This window comes from Actinomadura sp. ATCC 39365 (assembly GCF_054392275.1).
On sequence record NZ_CP184335.1, the window covers coordinates 11,189,947 to 11,213,491 of the forward strand.

32 protein-coding genes and 1 pseudogene are annotated in these 23,545 nt (G+C 65.9%); all 33 read right to left on the reverse strand.

The window, feature by feature from the left end; genetic code table 11:
- Positions 1-177: 177 nt before the first annotated feature.
- Positions 178-291 (reverse strand): 50S ribosomal protein L36, encoded by a 114-nt coding sequence (gene rpmJ / locus ACNF49_RS53435; protein WP_003956441.1) that lies wholly within the window; start codon positions 289-291, stop codon positions 178-180.
- A 24-nt stretch (positions 292-315) separates the two neighbouring features.
- Complete coding sequence (gene infA, locus ACNF49_RS53440; RefSeq protein WP_012887858.1) at positions 316-537, reverse strand: translation initiation factor IF-1; 222 nt, start codon at positions 535-537, stop codon at positions 316-318.
- Between the two features lie 275 nt (positions 538-812).
- On the reverse strand, positions 813-1,190 hold the full coding sequence (locus ACNF49_RS53445) for a hypothetical protein (protein ID WP_357982761.1): 378 nt from the start codon (positions 1,188-1,190) through the stop codon (positions 813-815).
- Between the two features lie 109 nt (positions 1,191-1,299).
- Positions 1,300-1,725, reverse strand: coding sequence for a DUF1707 SHOCT-like domain-containing protein (locus tag ACNF49_RS53450; protein WP_357982764.1), 426 nt, complete (start codon positions 1,723-1,725; stop codon positions 1,300-1,302).
- A gap of 17 nt (positions 1,726-1,742) precedes the next feature.
- Positions 1,743-2,552 (reverse strand): type I methionyl aminopeptidase, encoded by an 810-nt coding sequence (gene map, locus ACNF49_RS53455; protein WP_357982767.1) that lies wholly within the window; start codon positions 2,550-2,552, stop codon positions 1,743-1,745.
- Between the two features lie 125 nt (positions 2,553-2,677).
- Positions 2,678-3,271 (reverse strand): adenylate kinase, encoded by a 594-nt coding sequence (locus ACNF49_RS53460; protein WP_482945703.1) that lies wholly within the window; start codon positions 3,269-3,271, stop codon positions 2,678-2,680.
- A gap of 55 nt (positions 3,272-3,326) precedes the next feature.
- Positions 3,327-4,631 carry a preprotein translocase subunit SecY gene (secY, locus tag ACNF49_RS53465; protein WP_357982773.1) on the reverse strand — a complete coding sequence of 435 codons (1,305 nt, stop codon included), beginning with the start codon at positions 4,629-4,631 and terminating at the stop codon, positions 3,327-3,329.
- Positions 4,632-4,802: 171 nt separating this feature from the next.
- Positions 4,803-5,258 carry a 50S ribosomal protein L15 gene (gene rplO / locus ACNF49_RS53470; protein WP_352327492.1) on the reverse strand — a complete coding sequence of 152 codons (456 nt, stop codon included), beginning with the start codon at positions 5,256-5,258 and terminating at the stop codon, positions 4,803-4,805.
- A 2-nt stretch (positions 5,259-5,260) separates the two neighbouring features.
- Positions 5,261-5,443, reverse strand: coding sequence for a 50S ribosomal protein L30 (gene rpmD, locus ACNF49_RS53475; RefSeq protein WP_080043226.1), 183 nt, complete (start codon positions 5,441-5,443; stop codon positions 5,261-5,263).
- Positions 5,444-5,445: 2 nt separating this feature from the next.
- Positions 5,446-6,075 (reverse strand): 30S ribosomal protein S5, encoded by a 630-nt coding sequence (rpsE, locus tag ACNF49_RS53480; RefSeq protein ID WP_049572667.1) that lies wholly within the window; start codon positions 6,073-6,075, stop codon positions 5,446-5,448.
- Positions 6,076-6,100: 25 nt separating this feature from the next.
- Positions 6,101-6,484, reverse strand: a complete 384-nt coding sequence (gene rplR, locus ACNF49_RS53485) for a 50S ribosomal protein L18 (RefSeq protein WP_125644663.1) — start codon at positions 6,482-6,484, stop codon at positions 6,101-6,103.
- 2 nt (positions 6,485-6,486) lie between these two features.
- Complete coding sequence (rplF, locus tag ACNF49_RS53490; protein ID WP_357982778.1) at positions 6,487-7,029, reverse strand: 50S ribosomal protein L6; 543 nt, start codon at positions 7,027-7,029, stop codon at positions 6,487-6,489.
- 16 nt (positions 7,030-7,045) lie between these two features.
- Complete coding sequence (gene rpsH, locus ACNF49_RS53495; protein ID WP_125644666.1) at positions 7,046-7,444, reverse strand: 30S ribosomal protein S8; 399 nt, start codon at positions 7,442-7,444, stop codon at positions 7,046-7,048.
- Between the two features lie 145 nt (positions 7,445-7,589).
- Positions 7,590-7,775: a type Z 30S ribosomal protein S14 gene (locus tag ACNF49_RS53500; protein ID WP_020542298.1), complete on the reverse strand. Its 186-nt coding sequence runs from the start codon at positions 7,773-7,775 to the stop codon at positions 7,590-7,592.
- Positions 7,776-7,779: 4 nt separating this feature from the next.
- Positions 7,780-8,355 carry a 50S ribosomal protein L5 gene (gene rplE, locus ACNF49_RS53505; protein WP_357705909.1) on the reverse strand — a complete coding sequence of 192 codons (576 nt, stop codon included), beginning with the start codon at positions 8,353-8,355 and terminating at the stop codon, positions 7,780-7,782.
- Positions 8,355-8,651 carry a 50S ribosomal protein L24 gene (gene rplX, locus ACNF49_RS53510; RefSeq protein ID WP_449912437.1) on the reverse strand — a complete coding sequence of 99 codons (297 nt, stop codon included), beginning with the start codon at positions 8,649-8,651 and terminating at the stop codon, positions 8,355-8,357. The genes rplE and rplX overlap by 1 nt, the downstream gene beginning before the upstream one ends.
- Positions 8,651-9,022: a 50S ribosomal protein L14 gene (rplN, locus tag ACNF49_RS53515; protein WP_090769698.1), complete on the reverse strand. Its 372-nt coding sequence runs from the start codon at positions 9,020-9,022 to the stop codon at positions 8,651-8,653. Before rplN ends, rplX begins: the two co-directional genes overlap by 1 nt.
- 191 nt (positions 9,023-9,213) lie before the next feature.
- On the reverse strand, positions 9,214-9,507 hold the full coding sequence (gene rpsQ, locus ACNF49_RS53520; RefSeq protein WP_357982781.1) for a 30S ribosomal protein S17: 294 nt from the start codon (positions 9,505-9,507) through the stop codon (positions 9,214-9,216).
- Positions 9,500-9,736: a 50S ribosomal protein L29 gene (gene rpmC / locus ACNF49_RS53525; RefSeq protein WP_080047279.1), complete on the reverse strand. Its 237-nt coding sequence runs from the start codon at positions 9,734-9,736 to the stop codon at positions 9,500-9,502. Before rpmC ends, rpsQ begins: the two co-directional genes overlap by 8 nt.
- Positions 9,736-10,155: a 50S ribosomal protein L16 gene (gene rplP / locus ACNF49_RS53530; RefSeq protein WP_125644673.1), complete on the reverse strand. Its 420-nt coding sequence runs from the start codon at positions 10,153-10,155 to the stop codon at positions 9,736-9,738. Before rplP ends, rpmC begins: the two co-directional genes overlap by 1 nt.
- A gap of 2 nt (positions 10,156-10,157) precedes the next feature.
- Positions 10,158-11,002: pseudogene (gene rpsC, locus ACNF49_RS53535) on the reverse strand (30S ribosomal protein S3).
- Positions 11,002-11,355, reverse strand: coding sequence for a 50S ribosomal protein L22 (gene rplV, locus ACNF49_RS53540; RefSeq protein WP_080043235.1), 354 nt, complete (start codon positions 11,353-11,355; stop codon positions 11,002-11,004). Before rplV ends, rpsC begins: the two are co-directional and overlap by 1 nt.
- Before the next feature lie 31 nt (positions 11,356-11,386).
- Positions 11,387-11,665, reverse strand: coding sequence for a 30S ribosomal protein S19 (rpsS, locus tag ACNF49_RS53545; RefSeq protein ID WP_030451498.1), 279 nt, complete (start codon positions 11,663-11,665; stop codon positions 11,387-11,389).
- A gap of 11 nt (positions 11,666-11,676) precedes the next feature.
- Positions 11,677-12,513: a 50S ribosomal protein L2 gene (gene rplB, locus ACNF49_RS53550; protein ID WP_125644676.1), complete on the reverse strand. Its 837-nt coding sequence runs from the start codon at positions 12,511-12,513 to the stop codon at positions 11,677-11,679.
- 106 nt (positions 12,514-12,619) lie between these two features.
- The gene (rplW, locus tag ACNF49_RS53555) at positions 12,620-12,922 is read right to left on the reverse strand and encodes a 50S ribosomal protein L23 (protein ID WP_352327250.1); all 303 of its coding nucleotides are present in this window, start codon (positions 12,920-12,922) and stop codon (positions 12,620-12,622) included.
- On the reverse strand, positions 12,922-13,572 hold the full coding sequence (gene rplD, locus ACNF49_RS53560) for a 50S ribosomal protein L4 (RefSeq protein ID WP_357982785.1): 651 nt from the start codon (positions 13,570-13,572) through the stop codon (positions 12,922-12,924). The genes rplW and rplD overlap by 1 nt, the downstream gene beginning before the upstream one ends.
- Entirely contained in the window at positions 13,569-14,222 is a 654-nt protein-coding gene (rplC, locus tag ACNF49_RS53565) for a 50S ribosomal protein L3 (protein ID WP_138694761.1), read from the reverse strand. The genes rplD and rplC overlap by 4 nt, the downstream gene beginning before the upstream one ends.
- A gap of 14 nt (positions 14,223-14,236) precedes the next feature.
- Entirely contained in the window at positions 14,237-14,545 is a 309-nt protein-coding gene (rpsJ, locus tag ACNF49_RS53570; protein WP_012887830.1) for a 30S ribosomal protein S10, read from the reverse strand.
- 254 nt (positions 14,546-14,799) lie between these two features.
- Positions 14,800-15,993, reverse strand: a complete 1,194-nt coding sequence (gene tuf / locus ACNF49_RS53575) for an elongation factor Tu (RefSeq protein WP_125644684.1) — start codon at positions 15,991-15,993, stop codon at positions 14,800-14,802.
- Positions 15,994-16,102: 109 nt separating this feature from the next.
- Positions 16,103-18,151 (reverse strand): elongation factor G, encoded by a 2,049-nt coding sequence (gene fusA / locus ACNF49_RS53580; protein ID WP_482945704.1) that lies wholly within the window; start codon positions 18,149-18,151, stop codon positions 16,103-16,105.
- Positions 18,152-18,241: 90 nt separating this feature from the next.
- Positions 18,242-18,712: a 30S ribosomal protein S7 gene (gene rpsG / locus ACNF49_RS53585; protein WP_043623423.1), complete on the reverse strand. Its 471-nt coding sequence runs from the start codon at positions 18,710-18,712 to the stop codon at positions 18,242-18,244.
- Positions 18,713-18,714: 2 nt separating this feature from the next.
- A complete protein-coding gene (gene rpsL, locus ACNF49_RS53590) occupies positions 18,715-19,089 on the reverse strand; it encodes a 30S ribosomal protein S12 (RefSeq protein ID WP_020542315.1) in 375 nt (124 codons plus the stop codon).
- Between the two features lie 556 nt (positions 19,090-19,645).
- Positions 19,646-23,521 (reverse strand): DNA-directed RNA polymerase subunit beta', encoded by a 3,876-nt coding sequence (locus tag ACNF49_RS53595; protein WP_357982792.1) that lies wholly within the window; start codon positions 23,519-23,521, stop codon positions 19,646-19,648.
- Positions 23,522-23,545: the final 24 nt, after the last annotated feature.

Below are 23,545 nucleotides of genomic sequence, written 5' to 3' on the forward strand. Positions count from 1 at the left end.
CGCCGCACTACCCCTCCCCATGCCCGGGGTGAGGGCCCCGGCCTCCGACCGGGGGTCTCCTGAGAGGTACGGAATGCTCCGCCTGCCCAGGTGTGAGACGCGATTACTGTCGCGGGCTCCTCATGCGTCGAGCCCGCTCCCTAATTCGGGGCGGACTCGGAGAAACCTTGCGTACGACTAACCCTGACGCTGCTTGTGGCGCAGGTTGTCGCAGATCACCATGACGCGACCGTGCCGGCGAATCACCTTGCACTTGTCGCAGATCTTCTTGACGCTCGGCTTTACCTTCATTGTCCTTCGTGTTCCTCAGACGTCTTACTTGTATCGGTAGACGATCCGCCCGCGACTCAGGTCGTAGGGGCTCAGTTCAACGACTACCCTGTCGTCCGGCAGAATTCGGATGTAGTGCATCCGCATCCGTCCGCTGATATGGGCCAGGACCTTATGGCCGTTGTCGAGCTGCACCCGGAACATGGCGTTCGGGAGCGACTCAACCACAGTGCCCTCGATCTCGATGGCGCCGTCTTTCTTGGCCAAAATCCCTCGCGTTTCACTGATCGGTCGTCTGAGGCTCCGGTTCACTAAGCAGCCGCGACCTCACGCTTCGAAGAGAGCGGCGATCGGCAAAGACCGCCGACGCGTGTAAGTCATAGTGAGCCGACTAAGGAGTGTACGACACCTGAGCCCAAAACGCGAAACGCGTGCCAGGTGTCCTGACACAACCATGTAAGAGTCTACCCCACGGCCCGCACTCCTTCGACCGTACGCCGAAGGGCCCGCCGGGCGGACCGGCGGGCCCTTCGCGGGTGCTCCTAGTAGACGCGGTGCCGGTCACCGCAGTACGTGGACGGGCCGCCCCAGCACGTCCAGGTGTAGATCTTCTTGATCCCCCGGCCGGACCAGGTCTCGTCGTGGCTCCCGTCCCACTTCCTGGAGAACTGGTGCCAGCTTCCGTTCGCGTAGTACCGGAACCACACGTAGCCGAACTTCGGCGTGGACTCCTTGCCGTACCAGTGGGTGTAGACCTTGCCGTGCGACCGGTACGTGTTGCCGTGCGTGGACGCCTTGTGGTTGGCCGAGTAGAACGTGCCCCACCCGCCGGACGAGGCCGCCTGGGCGGCGGGGGCGACGGCGAGCCCGGTGACGGCGATCGAGCCGGCGAGGGCGGCGGCTGCGAGGACCTTGCGCATCTGATTCCTCCGTGAGTCGTGTTCCCGACACGGCTCACGCTAGGAACCAGCGCCGTCACGCACTGCGGAGGAATACACACAGTGCATTACGGCACATACGGCTCCGGGGCTAACTGCGCTTCGGCCCGTTCCCGAAGATCGTGCTCATCAGCAGGATCGCGCCCCAGGGCCCCATGACCCACAGCGGCCACGGATAGATCATGTGGCCGGACGAGACGCTCACGATCAGCCAGATCACCCAGTTGACGGCGCTGGCCGCGGCCCAGGCGCCCCAGGCCGCCCGCATGCCCGGATGCAGGTTGCCGCGCGTCGCGGGCACTGCCTCGGGCTTGGCCGGCCGGTGGCGCAGGTCGACGTCGGGCAGGTCGGCCGTCAGCTTGGCCAGGTCACCGTAGGTCTTGCTCTTGTACAGCTCTTCGAGCCGCTCGTTGAACTCGTCCATCGTGATGCGGCCCTGCGCGGTGTGCTCCCGGAGGATGGCGGCGACCCGGTCGCGGTCGACGTCCGAGGCACGCATCTCGGGGCTGTTCGCCATTCCACCACTCCCGGGGGTCAGGGCTGAAGGTGACTCAGGCGCTCTTCGCCACCGTCCAGGGCGGTAAGCACCCAAGGACCATTATGTGTCACCGCGACGCTGTGTTCGAAGTGCGCCGAGGCCTTCCCGTCGATCGTCACGACCGTCCAGTCGTCGGACAGCACGCGGGTGCGCTCGGTGCCGAGGTTCACCATGGGCTCGATGGCCAGGCACATGCCCTCCTCCAGCAGCGGGCCCCGGCCCGGCTTGCCGTGGTTGGCGATCCACGGGTCCATGTGCATCTCGGTGCCGATGCCGTGGCCGCCGTACTCCTGAGGGATGCCGAAGCGGCCCTGGGACTTGACGTAGCGCTCGATCTCGTAGCCGATGTCGGACAGGTGGCGGCCGACCTTCAGCGCGGCGATGCCGCGCCACATGGCCTCCTCGGTGACCCGCATCAGCTCGGTCAGCTTGGGGTCGACCTCGCCGACCGGCACCGTGACGGCGGAGTCGCCGTGCCAGCCCTCCAGGATCGCGCCGCAGTCGATGGAGATGACGTCGCCCTCACGCAGCTTGCGGGCGTCCGAGGGGATGCCGTGCACCACTTCGTCGTTGACGGACGCGCAGATCGTCGCGGGGAAGCCCTGGTAGCCCTTGAACGACGGGACCGCGCCTTCGTCCCTGATCGCCTTCTCGGCGATGGAGTCGAGGTCGAGCGGCGTCATGCCGGGCTCGACGGAGCGCTTCAGCAGATCGAGCGTGCGCCCGACGACCAGGCCGGCGGCCCGCATCTTCTCCAGCTGCTCGGGCGACTTGATCTGGATTCCGTGTCGGTTTCTCTTGAACATTGTTCGGCACCCCCGGGGTTTCTGACGGGCCTCGTGGGAGCCCTAATTCCCCCACAATAGCCGCACACAAAAAAGCAAGGTGGCACGGATATCCGTGCCACCTTCGCAGGAGATCGTGTCCGGCGTCATCCCAGGAACGGGCGGATCGCCTCCATGGCCCGCTGCGTCACCTCTTCGACCGGCCCGGTCGCGTCGACGCCCACGAGGATGCCCTCGTCGACGTAGTACGAGACCAGCGGCGCGGTCTGCTCCTGGTAGACCTCCAGGCGGTGCCTGACGGTCTCTTCCTTGTCGTCGTCCCGCTGGAACAGCGCGCCGCCGCAGGCGTCGCACTTGTCGTCCTTCTTGTCGTCGAACTCCACGTGCCAGATACGGCCGCACTGACTGCACGTGCGCCGCCCCGCCAGCCGCCGGACGACCTCGTCGTCGTCCACGACCAGCTCCAGCACCAGGTCGAGCTCCAGACCCCAGTCCTTGAGCATGTCGCGCAGGATCTCCGCCTGCGCGACGTTCCTCGGGAAGCCGTCGAGCAGGAACCCGTCCTGCGCGTCGTCCTCGGACAGTCGGTCGCGGACCATGGCGATGGTGACCTCGTCGGGCACGAGATCGCCACGGTCCATGTAGGTTTTGGCCAGCTTGCCGAGGTCCGTGCCGCCCGAGACGTTGGCACGGAAGATGTCACCTGTCGAGATCTTCGGGATGGACAGGTTCGATGCGATGTACTGGGCCTGTGTCCCCTTACCCGCTCCGGGGGCCCGACGAGAACGAGACGCACTACCGCAGGAAACCTTCGTAGTTACGCTGCTGGAGCTGGCTCTCGATCTGCTTCACCGTGTCCAGGCCGACACCAACCATGATCAGAATGCTCGTCCCTCCGAACGGGAAGTTCTGGCTAGCCCCGGCCACCGCCAGCGCGACGATCGGGATCATGGAGATCAGACCCAGATAGAGCGCGCCGGGCGCGGTCAGACGGGTGAGCACGAAGTTCAGGTATTCAGCCGTCGGACGGCCGGGACGGATGCCCGGAATGAACCCACCGTACTTCTTCATGTTGTCGGCGACTTCAGCGGGGTTGAACGTAATCGACACGTAGAAGTACGTGAAGAAGACGATCAGCACGAAGAACGTGATCATGTAGACCGGGTGGTCGCCCCTGACCAGGTACTGGGAGATCCACTGGACGACCGCGTTGTTCGACGTCGGGAAGAGCGAGGTCAGCAGCTGCGGCAGGTAGAGCAGCGACGAGGCGAAGATGACCGGGATGATGCCGGCCTGGTTGACCTTGAGCGGGATGTACGTCGAGGTGCCGCCGTACATCCTGCGGCCCACCATGCGCTTGGCGTACTGGACCGGGATGCGGCGCTGCGCCTGCTCGACGAAGACCACAGCCGCGATCATGAAGACACCGACGACCAGGACCACCGCGAAGGTGAACTTGTTCGCCTGGAAGATGTTGGACAGCTCGGACGGGAAGACCGCGACGACCTGCGTGAAGATCAGGATGGACATGCCGTTGCCGACACCGCGGTCGGTGATGAGCTCACCGAGCCACATGATCACCGACGTGCCGGCCGTCATGATGATGACCATCGTGACGATGCCGAAGACGTCGTCGGGGTCACGCAGGACGGACTGCTGGCAGTTGGGGAACAGCTGACCGGACCGCGCGAGCGCGATGAAGGCGGTCGACTGGAGGACGCCGAGGCCGATGGTCAGATAACGCGTATACTGCGTGATCTTGGCCTGACCCGCCTGGCCTTCCTTCTTGAGAGCCTCAAGACGTGGAATCACCACGACGAGCAGCTGGAGAATGATGCTCGCGGTGATATACGGCATAATGCCCAGCGCGAACACCGACAGCTTCAGGAGCGCACCACCACTGAACAGCTGCACCATCCCATAGATGTTGCCGGTGGCTCCGTTACGGGCCTGATCGAAACAGGCCGCGAGGTTCTGGACGTGAACTCCCGGAGTCGGAAGAACCGAGCCGAGACGGAACAGCGCGATGATGCCCAGGGTGAAGAGCAACTTCTTGCGCAGGTCCGGTGTCCGGAACGCCCGGGTAAACGCGGTCAGCACGGTCCCTCCTGCGCGCCTTTATGGCGATGTGAGTATGCGGTGGTGCGGGGATCTGCCATGTCAAGTCTCAAGTCAAACGAGCCGGACAGAATCCTGCCGTCTCGCCGAACTCTAACGCACTAAGGGCGTGGGGGCCCATTGTCGGAACCCCCACGCCTCGTCATAGCGGAGCTACAGCTCGGTAACGGAACCACCGGCGGCGGCGATCTTCTCCTTCGCGGCGGACGAGAAGGCGTGAGCCGTAACGTTCACAGCGACGGAGATCTCGCCGGTGCCGAGCACCTTCACGAGCTGGTTCTTGCGAACGGCGCCCTTGGCCACCAGGGCCTCGACGGTGACGTCGCCACCCTCGGGGAACAGCTCGCCGAGCCTGTCCAGGTTGACGACCTGGTAGGTCGTCTTGAACAGCGCGTTGGAGAAGCCCTTGAGCTTCGGCAGACGCCTCTGCAGCGGCACCTGGCCACCCTCGAAGCCGAGGGGAACCGTGGTACGGGCGTGGCTGCCCTTGGTGCCGCGACCGGCCGTCTTACCCTTGGAAGCCTCGCCACGACCCTTGCGGATCTTGGACTTGTTGGCACCCGGAGCAGGACGCAGGTCGTGAATCTTGAGCGGAGCCTTGTCAGTCATGACTAGTCGACCTCTTCCACCTCGACGAGGTGCGTCACCACGGACACCATCCCGCGAATCTCGGGACGGTCCTCCTTGACGACGACATCGCCGATTCGCTTCAGGCCAAGCGAACGCAGCGAGTCACGCTGGTTCTGCTTGCCACCGATCTTCGAGCGAACCTGAGTGATCTTCAGGCGTGCCATGACTAGCTCACCGCCTTCGCGGCCGCGGCCTCGGCGATGCCCTCGCGCTGAGCCTTGAGCATCCGGGCCGGAGCCACGTCCTCGATCGGCAGGCCACGGCGGGCGGCGATCTCCTCGGGGCGGGAAAGGCCCTTCAGAGCCGCCACGGTGGCGTGCACGATGTTGATCGGGTTGTCCGAGCCGAGCGACTTGGACAGCACGTCATGGATGCCGGCGCACTCCAGGACCGCGCGCACCGGGCCACCGGCGATGACGCCGGTACCGGCCGACGCCGGACGCAGGAAGACGACACCGGCCGCCTCCTCGCCCTGCACGGTGTGCGGGATGGTGCCCTGAATGCGGGGCACCTTGAAGAAGTGCTTCTTGGCCTCTTCGACGCCCTTGGCGATGGCCGCGGGGACTTCCTTGGCCTTGCCGTAACCGACGCCGACCAGGCCGTTGCCGTCACCGACGACGACGAGGGCGGTGAAGCTGAAGCGACGACCACCCTTCACGACCTTGGCCACTCGGTTGATCTTCACTACGCGCTCGATGTACGAGACGCCCTTGTCGGCGGCGCCACCGCGGCGATCGTCACGACGGTCCCGCCGCTCGCCACCGGTGCCGCCACCGCGACGCGGAGCTGCAGCCATCAGTGGTTCCTCTTCTCAGTTGCCATCAGAATTCCAGCCCGCCTTCGCGGGCGCTGTCCGCCAGAGCCGCGATGCGACCGGCGTAGCGGTTGCCACCGCGGTCGAAGACGACCTTGGTGATCCCGGCTTCCTTGGCCCGCTGAGCGAGGAGCTCGCCGACCTTCTTGGCCTTCTCCGTCTTGTCGGCCTCGAGCGTGCGCAGCGAGGCGTCCATGGTGGAGGCGCTCACCAGCGTGTGACCGACGGAGTCGTCCACGATCTGGACGAACATGTGACGGGTCGAACGGTTGACGACCAGGCGCGGACGCTCGGCCGTACCGACGACGAACTTGCGGACGCGGCGGTGACGGCGAGCCCGCGAGACGGTGCGGGCAGCCGTGTGCTTGCTGAACGCAGTCTTCGGAGCCATGCCTACTTACCAGCCTTTCCGACCTTGCGGCGGATCTGTTCGCCCTGGTAACGCACGCCCTTGCCCTTGTACGGGTCAGGCTTGCGCAACTTGCGGATGTTGGCCGCGACCTCGCCGACCTTCTGCTTGTCGATGCCGTCCACGTGGAACAGGGTCGGCTTCTCGACGCGGAAGGAGACGCCTTCGGGGGCGTCGACGATGACCGGGTGGCTGAAGCCCAGCGAGAACTCCAGCTGCGTCGGGCCCTTGGCCTGGACGCGGTAACCGACGCCGACGATCTCCAGGGACTTCGTGTACCCCTGGGTGACGCCCTGCACCATGTTGGCGATCAGCGTCCGGGACAGGCCGTGCAGCGCACGGACCTTGTTCTCGTCGTTGGGCCGGGAGACGGCGATGGCGCCGTCGTCGTCACGACCGACCGTAATCGGGTCCGCGACCTTGTGAGAAAGCGTGCCCTTCGGGCCCTTGACCTGGACATCCTGGCCGGTGATCGTGATGTCTACGCCACTGGGCACAGGGATGGGCAGCCGTCCGATTCTCGACATGCTGTGTTCCTCCCCTCTACCAGACGTAGGCGAGGACTTCGCCGCCCACGCCACGCTTGCCGGCCTGCTTGTCGGTCATGAGACCGGCGGACGTCGAGATGATCGCGACGCCCAGTCCGCCCAGAACTCGAGGCAGGTTGTCCTTCTTTGCATAAACCCGCAGACCGGGCTTGGAAACCCGGCGCAGGCCCGCGAGCGAACGCTCACGGGTAGGCCCGAACTTGAGCTCCACCACGAGGTTCTTTCCAACCTTGGCGTCTTCGACGGCCCAGGACTGGATGTAGCCCTCCTGCTGGAGGATCTCGGCGATGTGCGCCTTGATCTTCGAATACGGCATCGACACGCTCTCGTGGTACGCCGAGTTCGCGTTACGCAGACGCGTCAGCATGTCTGCGATCGGGTCGGTCATCGTCATGGCCAGTGGCCTTCCTCGCCGCGGTTTCCAGTCGGCCAAGCAGCGCTCTGCCGGTGGACCTTCGGCGCGGTCATGGACGCGAAGCGTCCTGTCTTTTTCTGAACATGGACCCCGGGGGACGACACGGAGCCGCCCCCCAGAGTATCTACCAGCTCGACTTGGTGATGCCGGGCAGCTCGCCCCGGTGCGCCATCTCGCGGAAGCACACGCGGCACAGGCCGAACTTGCGGTACACCGCGCGCGGACGACCGCAACGCGAGCACCGGGTGTAGGCCCGGACCTCGAACTTCTGCTTGCGCCCCGCCTTGGCGATCAGCGACTTCTTCGCCATTGGATCAGGCCTCCTTGAACGGGAAGCCGAGGAGCTTCAGCAGCGCCCGGCCCTGGTCGTCGTTCGTCGCGGTGGTCACGACCGTGATGTCCATGCCCCGCGGGCGGTCGACCTTGTCCTGGTCGACCTCGTGGAACATGACCTGCTCGGTCAGACCGAACGTGTAGTTGCCGTTGCCGTCGAACTGCTTCGGCGACAGGCCGCGGAAGTCCCGGATACGGGGCAGCGCCAGCGCCAGCAGGCGGTCGAGGAACTCCCACATACGGTCGCCGCGCAGCGTGACGTGCGCGCCGATCGGCATGCCCTCACGCAGCTTGAACTGCGCGATGGACTTGCGCGCCCGGACGACGGCCGGCTTCTGGCCGGTGATCACGGTGAGGTCGCGTACGGCGCCTTCGATGAGCTTGGAGTCGCGAGCCGCCTCACCGACACCCATGTTGACCTTGATCTTGGTCAGGGCCGGGATCTGCATGACGTTCTCGATGCCGAACTGCTCGCGAAGCTGGGCCGCGATCTCCTCGCGGTACTTCGTCTTGAGTCGCGGCGTCGGGCGCTCGGTCTCAGTGGTCGTGGCGGTCATCAGCTGTCCTCACCCGTCTCCTCGGCCTTGTCGGCCTTCTTGTCGGCGGGCTTCTCGTCCTTGAGCTTCTTCACGTTGGACACGTGGATGGGACCCTCCATCGTCTGCACGCCGCCGGTCTTGGCGCCACGCGGACCCTGGAGAGACTCCTTGGTGTGCTTCTTGATCATGTTGACGCCCTCGATCACCACGCGGTCCTCGCGCGGGTACGTGGCGATGACGTGACCCTTGGCACCCTTGTCCTTGCCGGCGATGACCTGAACCAGGTCACCCTTCTTCACATGCAGCTTCGGCATTACAGCACCTCCGGGGCGAGCGAGATGATGCGCATGAACTTCTTGTCGCGCAGCTCGCGGCCGACCGGGCCGAAGATACGAGTGCCACGAGGGTCACCGCTGTCCTTGATGATGACGGCGGCGTTCTCGTCGAAGCGGATGTAGGAGCCGTCGGGCCGGCGGCGCTCCTTGACCGTGCGGACGACGACGGCCTTGACCACGTCGCCCTTCTTGACGCCCGTGCTGCCCGGCAGCGCGTCCTTGACAGTGGCGACGATGATGTCGCCGATACCGGCGTAGCGTCGGCCCGAGCCACCGAGAACACGGATGCAAAGGATTTCCTTCGCACCAGTGTTGTCGGCGACCTTGAGCCGCGACTCCTGCTGGATCACTTGAACTCCTGTTAGTCGCGCCGGTTCTCATTGCTGAGCCTGGCGGAACCTGTCGTTGTCTTGTTCCCACGGCCACAGTCCACGAAGGGGCCGCACCGCAGGCGACGCGAGGCCCGGAGGACCTCGCGTCCTTGGACGCCGTCATGGGGGCCCTGAGGCCCCCACGAGGCGCGGTATATCCGAGAAAGGCCTTACTTGGCCTTCTCGAGGATCTCCACGACCCTCCACCGCTTGGTGGCGGAGAGGGGGCGGGTCTCCATGAGGAGCACGCGGTCGCCGACGCCACAGGCGTTGGCCTCGTCGTGCGCCTTGTACTTGGTCGTACGGCGGATGACCTTGCCGTACAGACGGTGCTTGACGCGGTCCTCGACGGCGACGACGACGGTCTTGTCCATCTTGTCGCTGACGACCAGGCCCTCACGGACCTTGCGGAAGTTCCGCGCGTCGTTCGCCTCGGTGGTTCCGGTGGTCTCGGTCTCAGCCATCGCTCGTCTCCTTCTCGACCGTGACGATGCCGAGCTCACGCTCGCGCATCACGGTGTAGATACGGGCGATCTCGCGGCGGACGGCGCGCAGCCGCCCGTGGCTCTCCAACTGACCGGTCGCTGCCTGGAAGCGGAGGTTGAACAGCTCCTCCTTGGCTTCCTTGAGCTTCTGGACCAGAGTGTCCTGGTCCTCCACTCGCAGCTCGCCGGCGGTCAGGCCCTTAGCCATCACGCCTCACCCACTTCACGCTTAACGATCTTGCACTTCATCGGCAGCTTGTGGATCGCCCTGGTGAGCGCCTCACGCGCGACCGACTCCGCCACGCCGGACAGCTCGAACATCACGCGTCCGGGCTTGACGTTGGCGATCCACCACTCCGGCGAACCCTTACCGGAACCCATGCGGGTCTCGGCCGGCTTCTTGGTGAGGGGACGGTCGGGGTAGATGTTGATCCACACCTTGCCGCCACGGCGGATGTGACGGGTCATGGCGATACGAGCGGACTCGATCTGGCGGTTGGTCACGTAGGAGTGCTCAACAGCCTGAATGCCGAACTCGCCGAACACGACCCTGGTGCCGCCCTTGGCGGCTCCGCTGCGGTCAGGCCGGTGCTGCTTGCGGTGCTTGACCCTGCGCGGGATCAGCATGGTCAGCTCCCTTCAGCACCCGGCTGCGCAGCCGGGCCGGTCTCAGGGGCAGCCTGCGAAGCTGCCTCGGTACGGGGGCGCGGTCGCCACGGCCGCCACCACGACGCGGACGGTCACCGCCGCCACGACGCGGACGGTCGCCGCCGCCACCGCGACGGTCGTCACGCTCGCGACGCTGGCCGGCACGAGCGCCGGCGGCAGCCGCCTCACGCTCGGCGCGGCTGGTCGGAGCCTCGCCCTTGTAGATCCAGACCTTCACGCCGATGCGGCCGAAGGTGGTACGGGCCTCGTAGAAGCCGTAGTCGATGTCCGCGCGGAGGGTGTGCAGCGGCACGCGACCCTCACGGTAGAACTCCGACCGCGACATCTCGGCGCCGCCCAGACGACCCGCGCACTGGACACGGATGCCCTTCGCGCCGGACTTCATGGCCGACTGCATCGCCTTGCGCATGGCGCGGCGGAACGAGACACGGCTGGACAGCTGCTCGGCGACACCCTGAGCGACGAGCTGAGCGTCGATCTCCGGGTTCTTGACCTCGAGGATGTTGAGCTGGACCTGCTTCTTGGTCAGCTTCTCGAGGTCGCCGCGGATACGGTCCGCCTCGGCGCCGCGGCGGCCGATCACGATGCCCGGACGCGCGGTGTGGATGTCCACCTGCACACGGTCCGTGGTGCGCTCGATCTCGACCTTGGAGATGCCGGCCCGCTCCATGCCCTTCTGCAGCATGCGGCGGATCGCCACGTCCTCGGCGACGTACGACTTGTACAGCTTGTCGGCGTACCACCGGCTCTTGAAGTCGGTCGTGATGCCGAGGCGGAACCCGTGCGGGTTAACCTTCTGGCCCACTATCGGGTCCTTCCCTTCGGCTCGCGGGATTCCACGATCACGGTGATGTGGCTCGTCCGCTTGTTGATCCGATAGGCGCGACCCTGTGCACGCGGGCGGAACCGCTTCAGCGTCGGGCCCTCGTCGACCCAGGCGCGGCTCACGACGAGCGTGCTGGGGTCGAGGTTGAAGTTGTGCTCGGCGTTCGCCATGGCGCTGCTGAGCACCTTGTAGATCGGCTCGCTCGCCGACTGGGGAGCGAACTGCAGCACGGCCTGCGCCTCCGAAGCGGGCAGCCCGCGAATAAGGTCCACCACGCGGCGGGCCTTGAGGGGCGTGACACGGACGAACCGCGCCTGAGCCCTGGCTTCCATCGCTTACTCCTCTAAATGCTTCTGAAGGCGTCTATCGCCGGCTGCGCCGGTCTTCCTTGACGTGGCTGCGGAACGTCCGCGTGGGGGCGAACTCTCCGAGCTTGTGGCCGATCATCGACTCGGTGACGAACACCGGGACGTGCTTGCGGCCGTCGTGCACGGCGATCGTGTGCCCGAGCATGTCGGGAACGATCATGGAGCGCCGCGACCACGTCTTGATGACGTTCTTGGTGCCCTTCTCGTTCTGGGCGTCCACCTTCTTCTGAAGGTGGTCGTCCACGAAGGGACCCTTCTTAAGGCTACGTGGCATTTCGGCTGCTCCTACCGCTTCTTCCTCTTGCTCCGACGACGGATGATCAGCCGGTCGCTGGACTTGTTGGCCTGGCGGGTACGGCCCTCGGGCTTGCCCTTCGGGTTCACCGGGTGGCGACCGCCGGACGTCTTGCCCTCACCACCACCGTGCGGGTGGTCAACGGGGTTCATGGCGACACCACGGACGGTCGGGCGCTTGCCCTTCCACCGCATACGGCCGGCCTTGCCCCAGTTGATGTTGGCCTGCTCGGCGTTGCCGACCTGGCCGACCGACGCCCGGCAGCGCACGTCGACCATGCGCATTTCACCGGACGGCATACGCAGGGTGGCGTACTGGCCTTCCTTGGCGAGCAGCTGGATCTGGGCGCCCGCGGATCGACCGAGCTTCGCGCCGCCGCCCGGACGGAGCTCCACCGCGTGGATGAAGGTACCGGTCGGGATGTTGCGCAGCGGCAGGCAGTTGCCCGGCTTGATGTCGGCAGCGGGGCCGTTCTCGATTCGGTCGCCCTGCTTGAGGCCGGTCGGCGCGATGATGTAGCGCTTCTCACCGTCGGCGTAGTGGAGCAGAGCGATGTTGGCGGTGCGGTTGGGGTCGTACTCGATGTGAGCGACCTTCGCCGGGATGCCGTCCTTGTCATGCCTACGGAAGTCGATGATCCGGTAGGCGCGCTTGTGTCCGCCGCCCTGGTGGCGCGCGGTCACCCGGCCGTGTACGTTCCGGCCGCCCTTGCTGTGAAGGGGCGCAAGCAGCGACTTCTCGGGAGTGCTGCGGGTGATCTCGGAGAAGTCCGAGACACTCGACCCGCGGCGACCCGGGGTCGTCGGCTTGTACTTACGGATGCCCATCTTTTTCGTTCATCCTTCGTCGGTTACATGGGCGAGCCCGCCGCACCGAAATGCGACGGTCTCGTCCCTCGCAGACCTTTCGGTCCGCTTCCTATCTATGGCGCTGCTAGCCGATCTGACCGAAGATGTCGATCCGATCGCCCTCGACCAGGCTCACGATCGCGCGCTTGGTGTCGGGACGCTTGCCGAAACCGGTGCGGGTGCGCTTGCGCTTGCCCGTCCGGTTGATGGTGTTCACGCTGGTGACCTTGACCCCGAAGATCTGCTCAACGGCGATCTTGACCTGGGTCTTGTTCGCGGTCTTCTTCACCAGGAACGTGTACTTGTTGTTCTCATCGATCAGGCCGTAGCTCTTCTCAGAGACGACCGGCTTGATGATGATGTCGCGCGGGTCGGCGATCTTCTCCATCAGGCGTCTTCCTTCCCGCCCTGGCTCAGCCGCGCGACGACCTGGTCGTACGCCTCCTGGGTGAAGACCACGTCGTCGTGCACGAGCACGTCGTAGGTGTTGAGCTGCCCGGCGTCCAGCAGGTGGACCTCGGGAGCGTTACGCAGGCTCATCCAGGTCAGCTCGTCGGCCTCGTCGACGACGACGAGCACGCGGGGAGCCTGAGTGATCTTGCGCAGGGCGTCCAGGGCGGCCTTGGTCTTGGGGGTCTCCCCCGTGACCAACGTGCTGACCACGTGGACGCGACCGCCACCGGCCCTGTCGGACAGGGCGCCGCGGAGCGCGGCGGCCTTCATCTTCTTGGGCGTGCGCTGCGAGTAGTCACGCGGCACGGGCCCGTGGACGGTGCCACCGCCGGCGAACTGCGGCGCACGGGTCGAACCCTGACGGGCGCGGCCGGTGCCCTTCTGGCGGTACGGCTTCTTGCCGCCACCGCTGACCTCGCCACGGGTCTTGGCCTTGTGGGTGCCCTGCCGGCGAGCGGCGAGCTGGGCCACGACCACCTGGTGGATCAGCGGAACGTTGACCGTCGTGCCGAAGACGTCTTCGGGCAGTTCGACGGTGCCGGCCTTGGCGCCGCTGGCGTCGAGGACGTCAATAGTGGTGCTCACTTGGCAGCCCCCTTCTTGGCAGCGGTGCGAACGAGGACCAGGCTGCCGTTCGCGCCGGGGATCGCACCCTTGATCAGGATGAGACCGTTCTCGGCGTCAACGGAGTGAACCTTGAGGCTCTGCACAGTGGTGCGGACGTTACCCATCCGACCGGCCATGCGCAGGCCCTTGAATACGCGGCCCGGGGTGGCGCAGCCACCGATGGAACCCGGCGAGCGGTGCTTGCGCTGCGTACCGTGCGACGCGCCCAGACCACCGAAGCCGTGCCGCTTCATGACACCGGCGAAGCCCTTGCCCTTGCTCTTGCCCGTCACGTCGACGAACTGGCCGGCCTCGAAGGTGTCGGCCAGCAGCTCCTGGCCCAGGGTGTAGTCGCTCGCGTCGTCGGTGCGGATCTCCGCGAAGTAACGGCGCGGGGTGATGTCGTGCTTACGCAGGTAGTCGCCGAGCGGCTTGTTGACCTTCCGGGGGTCGACCTGCCCGAAGCCGAGCTGAACGGCGGAGTAGCCGTCCTTCTCTGCGGTGCGGACCCGGGTCACCACGCACGGACCGGCCTCGACCACGGTCACCGGAACCATCCGGTTGTCCGCGTCGAAGACCTGGGTCATGCCGAGCTTCTTGCCCAGGACGCCCTTGATCGTCTTAGCCATGTCAGTGCGTTCCCTCAGAGCTTGATCGAAATGTCGACACCCGCGGGGAGGTCGAGCCGCATGAGCGAGTCAACCGTCTTGGGGGTCGGGTCGATGATGTCAATCAGCCGCTTGTGCGTGCGCATCTCGAAGTGCTCGCGGCTGTCCTTGTACTTGTGCGGCGAGCGGATGACGCAGTACACGTTCTTCTCGGTCGGCAGCGGCACCGGGCCCGCGACCTTCGCGCCAGTCCGCGTCACCGTCTCGACGATCTTCTTGGCCGAGCTGTCGATGACCTCGTGGTCATAGGCCTTAAGCCGGATGCGGATCTTCTGTCCCGCCATAGTGGCCTCGGTGTCCTTCGCTGTCGTCTGAAAAAGTATCGTGCGGCCTTGTGCCGCTGTGTTGCTGCAGGTCTGACCCTGCGTGACCCCACGAGACAGACACTGTTGATCTGTCTTTTCTTCCGTGATCCGGCAGTTACTTCGGTCACTATGGCCGAAGCGACTGCTGGATCACGGCGCTTTACGCGAGGCCCTTGACGCGGTACGGCGGTCGGCCCTGCAGTGCGGGGCCGACCGCCGCCCCGACGGTCGAGCTACTTGAGGATCTTCACGACCCGGCCGGCGCCGACGGTGCGGCCACCCTCACGGATCGCGAACTTGAGGCCTTCCTCCATGGCGATGGGCTGGATCAGCTCAACGCGCATTTCGGTGTTGTCGCCCGGCATGACCATCTCGGTGCCCTCGGGGAGGTTCACAACACCGGTCACGTCAGTCGTACGGAAGTAGAACTGCGGGCGGTAGTTGTTGAAGAACGGCGTGTGGCGGCCGCCCTCGTCCTTGGACAGGATGTAGACCTGGCCGGTGAACTCGGTGTGCGGGGTCGTCGTGCCCGGCTTGATGATGCACTGGCCGCGCTCGACGTCGTCGCGCTTGATGCCGCGGAGCAGCAGGGCGGCGTTGTCGCCGGCGTGACCCTCGTCGAGCATCTTGTTGAACATCTCGATGCTGGTGACGGTGGTCGTCGTCTTCTCCGGCTTGATGCCGATGATGTCGACCTGCTCGTTGACCTTGACGATGCCGCGCTCGATACGACCGGTGACGACGGTGCCGCGACCGGTGATCGAGAAGACGTCCTCGACGGGCATGAGGAACGGCTTCTCCGTGTCACGGGGAGGCTCGGGGACGTTCTCGTCCACCGCGTTCATCAGCTCGATGATGCTGTCGGCCCACTTCTCGTCACCCTCGAGAGCCTTGAGGGCGGAGACGCGGACGACGGGCAGGTCGTCGCCGGGGAACTCCTGCGCGGACAGGAGCTCACGGACCTCCAGCTCGACGAGCTCGAGGATCTCCTCGTCGTCGACCATGTCGGACTTGTTCAGCGCCACGACGATGTAGGGGACGCCGACCTGGCGGGCCAGGAGGACGTGCTCCTTCGTCTGCGGCATCGGGCCGTCGGTGGCGGCGACCACGAGGATCGCGCCGTCCATCTGAGCGGCACCGGTGATCATGTTCTTCACGTAGTCGGCGTGACCGGGGCAGTCAACGTGAGCGTAGTGACGCTTCTCGGTCTGGTACTCGACGTGCGCGATGGAGATCGTAATACCGCGAGCCTTCTCCTCGGGCGCCTTGTCGATCTTGTCGAACGGGGTCGCCTTGTTGAGCTCGGGGTAACGGTCGTGAAGCACCTTGGTGATCGCCGCGGTCAGCGTGGTCTTGCCGTGGTCGATGTGTCCAATGGTGCCGATGTTCATGTGCGGCTTGGTCCGCTCGAACTTGGCCTTGCCCACTGGTTCTCTCCTTGAGAATCTGACTGACTTTCGTCTACACACTCGGGCCCGGGAGATCCCAGACCCCTAGGCGGTGGGGTGGCTCGCACCACCCCACCAGGGACCGGAACTATTCGCCCCGGGCCTTCGCGACGATCTCCTTGGCGATGCCCGGGGGCACCTCCGAGTAGGAGTCGAACTGCATGCTGTAGCTCGCGCGCCCCTGCGTCTTGCTACGCAGGTCACCCACGTAGCCGAACATCTCAGACAGCGGCACGAGCGCCTGGACGACACGGGCGCCGGCCCGCTCGTCCATCGCCTGGATCTGCCCGCGGCGACCGTTGAGGTCACCGATGACGTCACCCATGTAGTCCTCGGGCGTGGTGACCTCGACGGCCATCATCGGCTCGAGAAGAACGGCGTCCGCCTTGCGCGCGGCCTCCTTGAAGGCCATCGAGCCGGCGATCTTGAACGCCATTTCCGAGGAGTCGACGTCGTGGGCGGCACCGTCGGTCAGCGTAACCTTCACGCCCACCATCGGGTAACCGGCCAGCACGCCGAACTCGGCGGCCTCCTGGGCGCCGGCGTCGACCGAGGGGATGTACTCCCTCGGGACGCGGCCACCCGAGACCTTGTTCTGGAACTCGTAACCGTCGTTGCCCTCGCCCAGCGGCTCCAGGTCGATGATCACCCGCGCGAACTGACCGGAACCACCGGTCTGCTTCTTGTGGGTGTAGTCGACCTTCTCCACCTTGCGGCGGATGGTCTCGCGGTAGGCCACCTGCGGGCGGCCCACGTTGGCCTCGACCTTGAACTCACGACGCATACGGTCGACGAGGATCTCCAGGTGAAGCTCGCCCATGCCCCAGATGACCGTCTGACCGGTCTCCTCGTCACGACGGACCTGGAAGGACGGGTCCTCCTCGGCCAGCCGCTGGATGGCGGTGGACAGCTTCTCCTGGTCGCCCTTGGTCTTGGGCTCGATGGCGACGTTGATGACCGGAGCCGGGAACGTCATCGACTCGAGCACGACCGGGTTGGCCGGGTCGGCAAGGGTGTCGCCGGTCGTGGTGTCCTTCAGACCCATGACGGCGACGATCTGACCGGCGATCGCCTGCGGGCGCTCTTCGCGCTTGTTGGCGTGCATCTGGTAGATCTTGCCGATCCGCTCCTTCTTGCCCTTCACCGAGTTCACGACCTGTGAACCGGTGTCGAGGGTGCCGGAGTAGATGCGGATGTAGGTGAGCTTGCCCAGGTGCGGGTCGCTGGCGATCTTGAAGGCCAGCGCGGAGAACGGCTCGGTCGGGTCCGCGTGACGCTCGATCACCTTCTCCTCGTTGCCGACCGCGTAACCCTTGAACGCCGGGATGTCGGTCGGGGCGGGGAGGTAGGCGACGATCGCGTCGAGCAGGGGCTGAACGCCCTTGTTCTTGAACGCGGTGCCGCACAGCACCGGGTTGATGGAGCTGCTCAGCGTGGCGCGGCGGATGGCCGCGATCAGCTGCTCCTCGGTGGGCTCGGTGCCCTCCAGGAAGAGCTCCATCAGCTCGTCGTCGTTCTCGGCGACCGTCTCGATGAGGCGGTCACGCCACTCGCGGGCGGCGTCGGCGTGGTCGGCCGGGACGTCGACGGTGTCGTACATCTCGCCCTTGGCCGCGTCGGCGCTCCAGATGAGCCCCTTCATCTTGATGAGGTCGATGACGCCCTTGAAGTCGGCCTCGACACCCCACGGAAGCTGGATCACAGCGGGGGTCGCGCCCAGGCGGCTGACCATCATCTCGACGCAGCGGTGGAACTCCGCGCCGACACGGTCCATCTTGTTCACGAAGCAGATGCGCGGGACCTCGTACCGGTCAGCCTGCCGCCACACCGTCTCCGACTGCGGCTCGACACCGGCGACACCGTCGAACACGGCGACGGCACCGTCGAGGACGCGGAGCGAGCGCTCCACTTCGATGGTGAAGTCGACGTGACCCGGAGTGTCGATGATGTTGATGGTGTGACCGATCCACTCACAGGTCGTCGCGGCAGACGTGATCGTGATGCCGCGCTCCTGCTCCTGCTCCATCCAGTCCATGGTGGCAGCGCCCTCATGGACTTCACCGATCTTGTAGTTGATGCCGGTGTAGAACAGGATGCGCTCGGTCGTGGTGGTCTTGCCCGCGTCGATGTGGGCCATGATCCCGATGTTGCGGACCTTGGCCAGGTCAAGAGCGGTCGTAGCGGCCACTTTAACTCGCGTCCTCGTCGTCTCGTCGAACCCGCCGGGTTACCAGCGGTAGTGGGCGAAGGCCTTGTTGGACTCGGCCATCTTGTGGGTGTCCTCGCGCTTCTTGACACTCGCTCCGAGGCCGTTGCTGGCGTCGAGGAGCTCGTTCATGAGGCGCTCGGTCATGGTCTTCTCGCGGCGGGCGCGGGAGTACTGCACCAGCCAGCGCAGGGCCAGGGTGGTGCTGCGCGCGGCGCGCACCTCGACCGGCACCTGGTACGTCGCGCCACCGACACGGCGGCTGCGGACCTCGAGGGTCGGCTTGACGTTGTCAAGCGCGCGCTTGAGGGTGACGACCGGGTCGTTGCCCGTCTTCTCCCTGCAGCCTTCGAGGGCGCCGTAGACGATCGACTGCGCGATGGACCGCTTGCCGTCGAGGAGCACCTTGTTGATCAGGGCGGTCACCAGCGGCGAGCTGTAAACCGGGTCAGACATGAGCTGACGACGGCCAGGAGAACCCTTACGAGGCATTGTTAGCTCTTCTCCTTCTTCGCGCCGTAGCGGCTGCGGGCCTGCTTGCGGTTGCGGACACCCTGGGTGTCGAGCGAGCCGCGGATGATCTTGTAGCGAACACCAGGCAGGTCCTTCACACGACCGCCACGCACGAGCACGATGGAGTGCTCCTGCAGGTTGTGGCCCACACCGGGGATGTAAGCCGTGACCTCGATGCCGTTCGTGAGCCGAACGCGGGCCACCTTGCGCAGTGCCGAGTTGGGCTTCTTCGGGGTGGTGGTGTAAACGCGCTGGCACACACCGCGCCGCTGCGGACTCCCCTTGAGGGCAGGAGTCTTGGTCTTGGAGACCTTGTCCTGCCGGCCCTTGCGGACCAACTGCTGAATAGTGGGCACTGCCACTCCGTTTCGTGCCTTGGCCGGTGTTACGTCATTGGGTCTTGCATTTCGCAGGTTCTGCCGGTGTCATGACCTGCTGGTTTTCCTCGTCTCGGCGCCCCCGCGGTCGGGCGTGTCGCGCTATTCACACAGACACAGCCACGGAGACTTGCGAGCCTGAGAGTCCAGCCGACGCTCTCCCTATGGATATGAGCGCACAGCCGAAAGCCCGCTAGAGACGGGCACGATGCTCAAGACTACCCAGGCCCAGCCGACACGTCAAAACGGCACGGCAACGCCTGTCGGCTTTGCCGCTCCGTGCCACCGGGGCCTGTCTCATCCAGCCCATCCGAAGCGCCGCGGCAATGATACCGGCCCTGGGGACCGACGTGTGCCGATTCGCCAGGGAGACCCGCAACCGGCCCACAGGCCGTCATGCCGCAGGACCGGCTCCCCCGGGCCTTCCCGGCCCCCGCAGGGCGTCTGAGGCCGTCTACGGCAGCGCGTACGGCCGGAAAAGCGCCGCGCCCGGGCCTCTTCGGAAAGAGACCCGGGCGCGGCGCCTGCGAAACTGCTAGCGGTTGTACTGACCGAAGTCGTACTCCTCCAGCGGGACGGCTTCGCCGCTGCCCGTGCCGAAGGTGTAGTCGGCCGCGGAACCGTCGTAACCGCCGACGGTGTACATGGCGGCCTTGGCCTCCTCGGTCGGCTCGACCCGGATGTTGCGGTACTGGGGCATGCCCGTACCGGCCGGGATGAGCTTACCGATGATGACGTTCTCCTTCAGGCCCAGCAGGGAGTCGGACTTGGCGTGGATCGCCGCGTCCGTCAGGACCCTGGTCGTCTCCTGGAAGGAGGCCGCCGACAGCCACGACTCGGTGGCCAGCGACGCCTTCGTGATGCCCATGAGCACCGGACGGCCCGCGGCCGGCGAGCCGCTCTCGGCCACCGTCTCACGGTTCATCTGCTCGAAGCGCGGACGCTCCACCAGCTCACCGGGCAGCAGGTCGGTGTCACCGGACTCCAGCACGTTCACGCGCTTGAGCATCTGCCGCACGATGATCTCGATGTGCTTGTCGTGGATCGACACACCCTGCGACCGGTAGACCTGCTGGACCTCGGCCACCAGGTGCAGCTGCACGGCCCGCGGGCCGAGGATGCGCAGCACCTCGTTGGGGTTGACCGCACCGGCGATCAGCTGCTGGCCGACCGTCACGCGCTGACCGTCCTGGACGAGCAGGCGCGAACGCATCGAGACCGGGTAGGCGATCTCCTCCGACCCGTCGTCGGGGGTGATGACGATCTTCCTGGTCTTGTCGGTCTCGTCGATCCTGGCCCGGCCCTCGGCCTCGGAGATCGGGGCGACACCCTTGGGGATGCGCGCCTCGAACAGCTCCGTGACACGGGGCAGACCGTGGGTGATGTCGGCGCCGGCCACACCACCGGTGTGGAACGTACGCATCGTCAGCTGCGTGCCGGGCTCACCGATCGACTGGGCGGCGATGATGCCGACCGCCTCGCCGACGTCCACGAGCTTGCCGGTGGCCAGCGAGCGGCCGTAGCAGGTCGCGCAGACACCGATCTTGGCCTCGCAGACGAGCGCGCTGCGGGTGCGGACGGTCTCGACGCCGGCCTCGACCAGCTTCGTCACGTGGATGTCGTTGATGTCGACACCCGCCGGGACGATGACCTTGCCGTCGACCTCGACGTCCTCGGCCATGATGCGGCCGTGCACGTTGGACTCGGCGTTCTCCGCCTTGACCAGGTTGCCCGACGCGTCGCGCTCGCCGACGTGCAGCGGGACCGCGCGGTCGGTGCCGCAGTCGATCTCACGCACGATGACGTCCTGGGCGACGTCCACCAGACGACGGGTCAGGTAACCCGAGTCGGCGGTACGCAGGGCGGTGTCGGCCAGACCCTTTCGCTGACCGTGGGTGGAGATGAAGTACTCCAGAACCGACAGGCCCTCACGGAAGGATGCCTTGATCGGCCGCGGGATCGTCTCACCCTTGGTGTTGGACACCAGGCCACGGATACCGGCGATCTGCCGGACCTGCATCTTGTTACCACGGGCGCCCGAGTTGACCATCATCCAGACCGGGTTGGTCGCCGGGAAGGCGTTGACCATGTCGGTCTCGACGTCGGCCGTGGCGTGGGTCCAGATCTCGATGAGCTCCTGGCGGCGCTCCTCGTCGGTGATCAGACCACGCTCGTACTCGCGCTGGACCTTGTCGGCCCGGCGCTCGTAGTTCTCCATGATGTCGGTCTTGTTCGGCGGCGCGACGACGTCCTCGATCGAGATCGTGACGCCGGAGCGGGTCGCCCAGCGGAAGCCCGCGTCCTTGAGCGCGTCGAGCGAGTTGGCGACCTCGACCTTGGGGTAGGTGTCGGCCAGCTCGTTCACGATCGTGGACAGCTGCTTCTTGCCCACCTGGAAGTTGACGAACGGGTAGCTCTCGGGGAGCGTCTGGTTGAACAGGCACCGCCCGAACGTCGTCTCCAGCCGGATCGGGTCACCCTGCTCCCAGCCCTCCGGAGCGACCCAGTCGCGCGGCGGCAGGACGTCCTTGACCCGGATCTGGATCTTCGCCTGGATCTCCAGCTCACGGCGGTCGAAGGCCATCTGCGCCTCGGCGATCGAGCCGAACACGCGGCCCTCGCCGGTCGCGCCTTCCTTCTGGGTGGTCAGCCAGTAGAGGCCGATGACCATGTCCTGGGTGGGCATCGTCACGGGCTTGCCGTCGGCCGGCTTGAGGATGTTGTTGGTCGAGAGCATCAGGATGCGTGCCTCGGCCTGGGCCTCAGCCGACAGCGGCAGGTGCACGGCCATCTGGTCGCCGTCGAAGTCCGCGTTGAAGGCGGTGCAGACGAGCGGGTGGATCTGGATGGCCTTGCCCTCGACCAGCTGCGGCTCGAACGCCTGGATGCCCAGACGGTGAAGCGTCGGAGCACGGTTGAGCAGCACCGGGTGCTCGGTGATGACCTCTTCGAGCACGTCCCACACGACGGGGCGGGCGCGCTCGACCATCCGCTTGGCCGACTTGATGTTCTGCGCGTGGTTGAGGTCCACGAGCCTCTTCATCACGAACGGCTTGAACAGCTCCAGCGCCATCTGCTTGGGCAGACCGCACTGGTGCAGCTTGAGCTGCGGGCCGACGACGATGACCGAACGGCCGGAGTAGTCGACTCGCTTGCCCAGCAGGTTCTGGCGGAAACGACCCTGCTTGCCCTTCAGCATGTCGCTGAGGGACTTCAGCGGCCGGTTGCCGGGGCCGGTCACCGGGCGACCGCGACGGCCGTTGTCGAACAGCGCGTCGACGGCCTCCTGGAGCATCCGCTTCTCGTTGTTCACGATGATCTCGGGGGCGCCGAGGTCGAGCAGACGCTTGAGGCGGTTGTTCCGGTTGATGACCCGGCGGTACAGGTCGTTGAGGTCGGAGGTCGCGAACCGGCCACCGTCGAGCTGCACCATCGGGCGCAGGTCCGGCGGGATGACCGGGATGCAGTCGAGCACCATGCCGCGCGGCGAGTTGGTCGTGTTCAGGAACGCCGACACGACCTTGAGCCGCTTGAGGGCGCGGGCCTTCTTCTGGCCCTTGCCGCTGCGGATGGTCTCGCGCAGGTTCTCGGCCTCGGCGTCGAGGTCGAAGCTGATCAGGCGGTCCTGGATCGCCTGCGCGCCCATGCCGCCCTTGAAGTAGCGGCCGAAGCGGTCGCGCATCTCGCGGTAGAGCAGCTCGTCGCCCTCGAGGTCCTGGACCTTGAGGTTCTTGAAGCGGCTCCAGACCTCGTCGAGCCGGTCCAGCTCGCGCTGGGCACGGTCGCGGAGCTGGCGCATCTCGCGCTCGGCGCCCTCGCGGACCTTGCGCCGCTGGTCGCCCTTGGCGCCGGCGGCCTCCAGCTCGGCCAGGTCGGACTCGAGCTTCTTCTGCCTGGACTCGACGTCGGCGTCACGGCGCTGCTCGATGTGCTGCCGCTCGACGGAGATCTTCGCCTCCAGCGAGGGCAGGTCACGCTCACGCATGTCGGTGTCGACGTGCGTGATCATGTAGGCCGCGAAGTAGATGACCTTCTCCAGGTCCTTCGGGGCCAGGTCGAGCAGGTAGCCGAGGCGCGACGGCACGCCCTTGAAGTACCAGATGTGCGTGACGGGCGCGGCCAGCTCGATGTGGCCCATCCGCTCACGACGCACCTTGGCCCGGGTCACCTCGACGCCGCAGCGCTCACAGATGATGCCCTTGAACCGGACGCGCTTGTACTTGCCGCAGTAGCACTCCCAGTCGCGGGTCGGACCGAAGATCTTCTCGCAGAAGAGTCCGTCCTTTTCCGGCTTGAGAGTCCGGTAGTTGATGGTCTCGGGCTTCTTGACCTCGCCGTGCGACCACTGACGGATGTCGTCGGCGGTCGCAAGACCGATCCTGAGCTCGTCGAAGAAGTTGACGTCTAGCATTGTGTGCGATCTCCCCCTCAGACT

What these genes read in the sequence shown, in the direction of transcription:
- rpmJ (WP_003956441.1), bottom strand. Translation starts at nt 291, where the DNA reads ATGAAGGTAAAGCCGAGCGTCAAGAAGATCTGCGACAAGTGCAAGGTG.
- ACNF49_RS53445 (WP_357982761.1), bottom strand. Translation starts at nt 1,190, where the DNA reads ATGCGCAAGGTCCTCGCAGCCGCCGCCCTCGCCGGCTCGATCGCCGTC.
- ACNF49_RS53450 (WP_357982764.1), bottom strand. Translation starts at nt 1,725, where the DNA reads ATGGCGAACAGCCCCGAGATGCGTGCCTCGGACGTCGACCGCGACCGG.
- map (WP_357982767.1), bottom strand. Translation starts at nt 2,552, where the DNA reads ATGTTCAAGAGAAACCGACACGGAATCCAGATCAAGTCGCCCGAGCAG.
- rplO (WP_352327492.1), bottom strand. Translation starts at nt 5,258, where the DNA reads ATGACTGACAAGGCTCCGCTCAAGATTCACGACCTGCGTCCTGCTCCG.
- rpmD (WP_080043226.1), bottom strand. Translation starts at nt 5,443, where the DNA reads ATGGCACGCCTGAAGATCACTCAGGTTCGCTCGAAGATCGGTGGCAAG.
- rpsE (WP_049572667.1), bottom strand. Translation starts at nt 6,075, where the DNA reads ATGGCTGCAGCTCCGCGTCGCGGTGGCGGCACCGGTGGCGAGCGGCGG.
- rplR (WP_125644663.1), bottom strand. Translation starts at nt 6,484, where the DNA reads ATGGCTCCGAAGACTGCGTTCAGCAAGCACACGGCTGCCCGCACCGTC.
- rplF (WP_357982778.1), bottom strand. Translation starts at nt 7,029, where the DNA reads ATGTCGAGAATCGGACGGCTGCCCATCCCTGTGCCCAGTGGCGTAGAC.
- rpsH (WP_125644666.1), bottom strand. Translation starts at nt 7,444, where the DNA reads ATGACGATGACCGACCCGATCGCAGACATGCTGACGCGTCTGCGTAAC.
- ACNF49_RS53500 (WP_020542298.1), bottom strand. Translation starts at nt 7,775, where the DNA reads ATGGCGAAGAAGTCGCTGATCGCCAAGGCGGGGCGCAAGCAGAAGTTC.
- rplE (WP_357705909.1), bottom strand. Translation starts at nt 8,355, where the DNA reads ATGACCGCCACGACCACTGAGACCGAGCGCCCGACGCCGCGACTCAAG.
- rplX (WP_449912437.1), bottom strand. Translation starts at nt 8,651, where the DNA reads ATGCCGAAGCTGCATGTGAAGAAGGGTGACCTGGTTCAGGTCATCGCC.
- rpsQ (WP_357982781.1), bottom strand. Translation starts at nt 9,507, where the DNA reads ATGGCTGAGACCGAGACCACCGGAACCACCGAGGCGAACGACGCGCGG.
- rpmC (WP_080047279.1), bottom strand. Translation starts at nt 9,736, where the DNA reads ATGGCTAAGGGCCTGACCGCCGGCGAGCTGCGAGTGGAGGACCAGGAC.
- rplP (WP_125644673.1), bottom strand. Translation starts at nt 10,155, where the DNA reads ATGCTGATCCCGCGCAGGGTCAAGCACCGCAAGCAGCACCGGCCTGAC.
- rplV (WP_080043235.1), bottom strand. Translation starts at nt 11,355, where the DNA reads ATGGAAGCCAGGGCTCAGGCGCGGTTCGTCCGTGTCACGCCCCTCAAG.
- rpsS (WP_030451498.1), bottom strand. Translation starts at nt 11,665, where the DNA reads ATGCCACGTAGCCTTAAGAAGGGTCCCTTCGTGGACGACCACCTTCAG.
- rplB (WP_125644676.1), bottom strand. Translation starts at nt 12,513, where the DNA reads ATGGGCATCCGTAAGTACAAGCCGACGACCCCGGGTCGCCGCGGGTCG.
- rplW (WP_352327250.1), bottom strand. Translation starts at nt 12,922, where the DNA reads ATGGAGAAGATCGCCGACCCGCGCGACATCATCATCAAGCCGGTCGTC.
- rplC (WP_138694761.1), bottom strand. Translation starts at nt 14,222, where the DNA reads ATGGCTAAGACGATCAAGGGCGTCCTGGGCAAGAAGCTCGGCATGACC.
- rpsJ (WP_012887830.1), bottom strand. Translation starts at nt 14,545, where the DNA reads ATGGCGGGACAGAAGATCCGCATCCGGCTTAAGGCCTATGACCACGAG.
- fusA (WP_482945704.1), bottom strand. Translation starts at nt 18,151, where the DNA reads ATGGCCCACATCGACGCGGGCAAGACCACCACGACCGAGCGCATCCTG.
- rpsG (WP_043623423.1), bottom strand. Translation starts at nt 18,712, where the DNA reads ATGCCTCGTAAGGGTTCTCCTGGCCGTCGTCAGCTCATGTCTGACCCG.
- ACNF49_RS53595 (WP_357982792.1), bottom strand. Translation starts at nt 23,521, where the DNA reads ATGCTAGACGTCAACTTCTTCGACGAGCTCAGGATCGGTCTTGCGACC.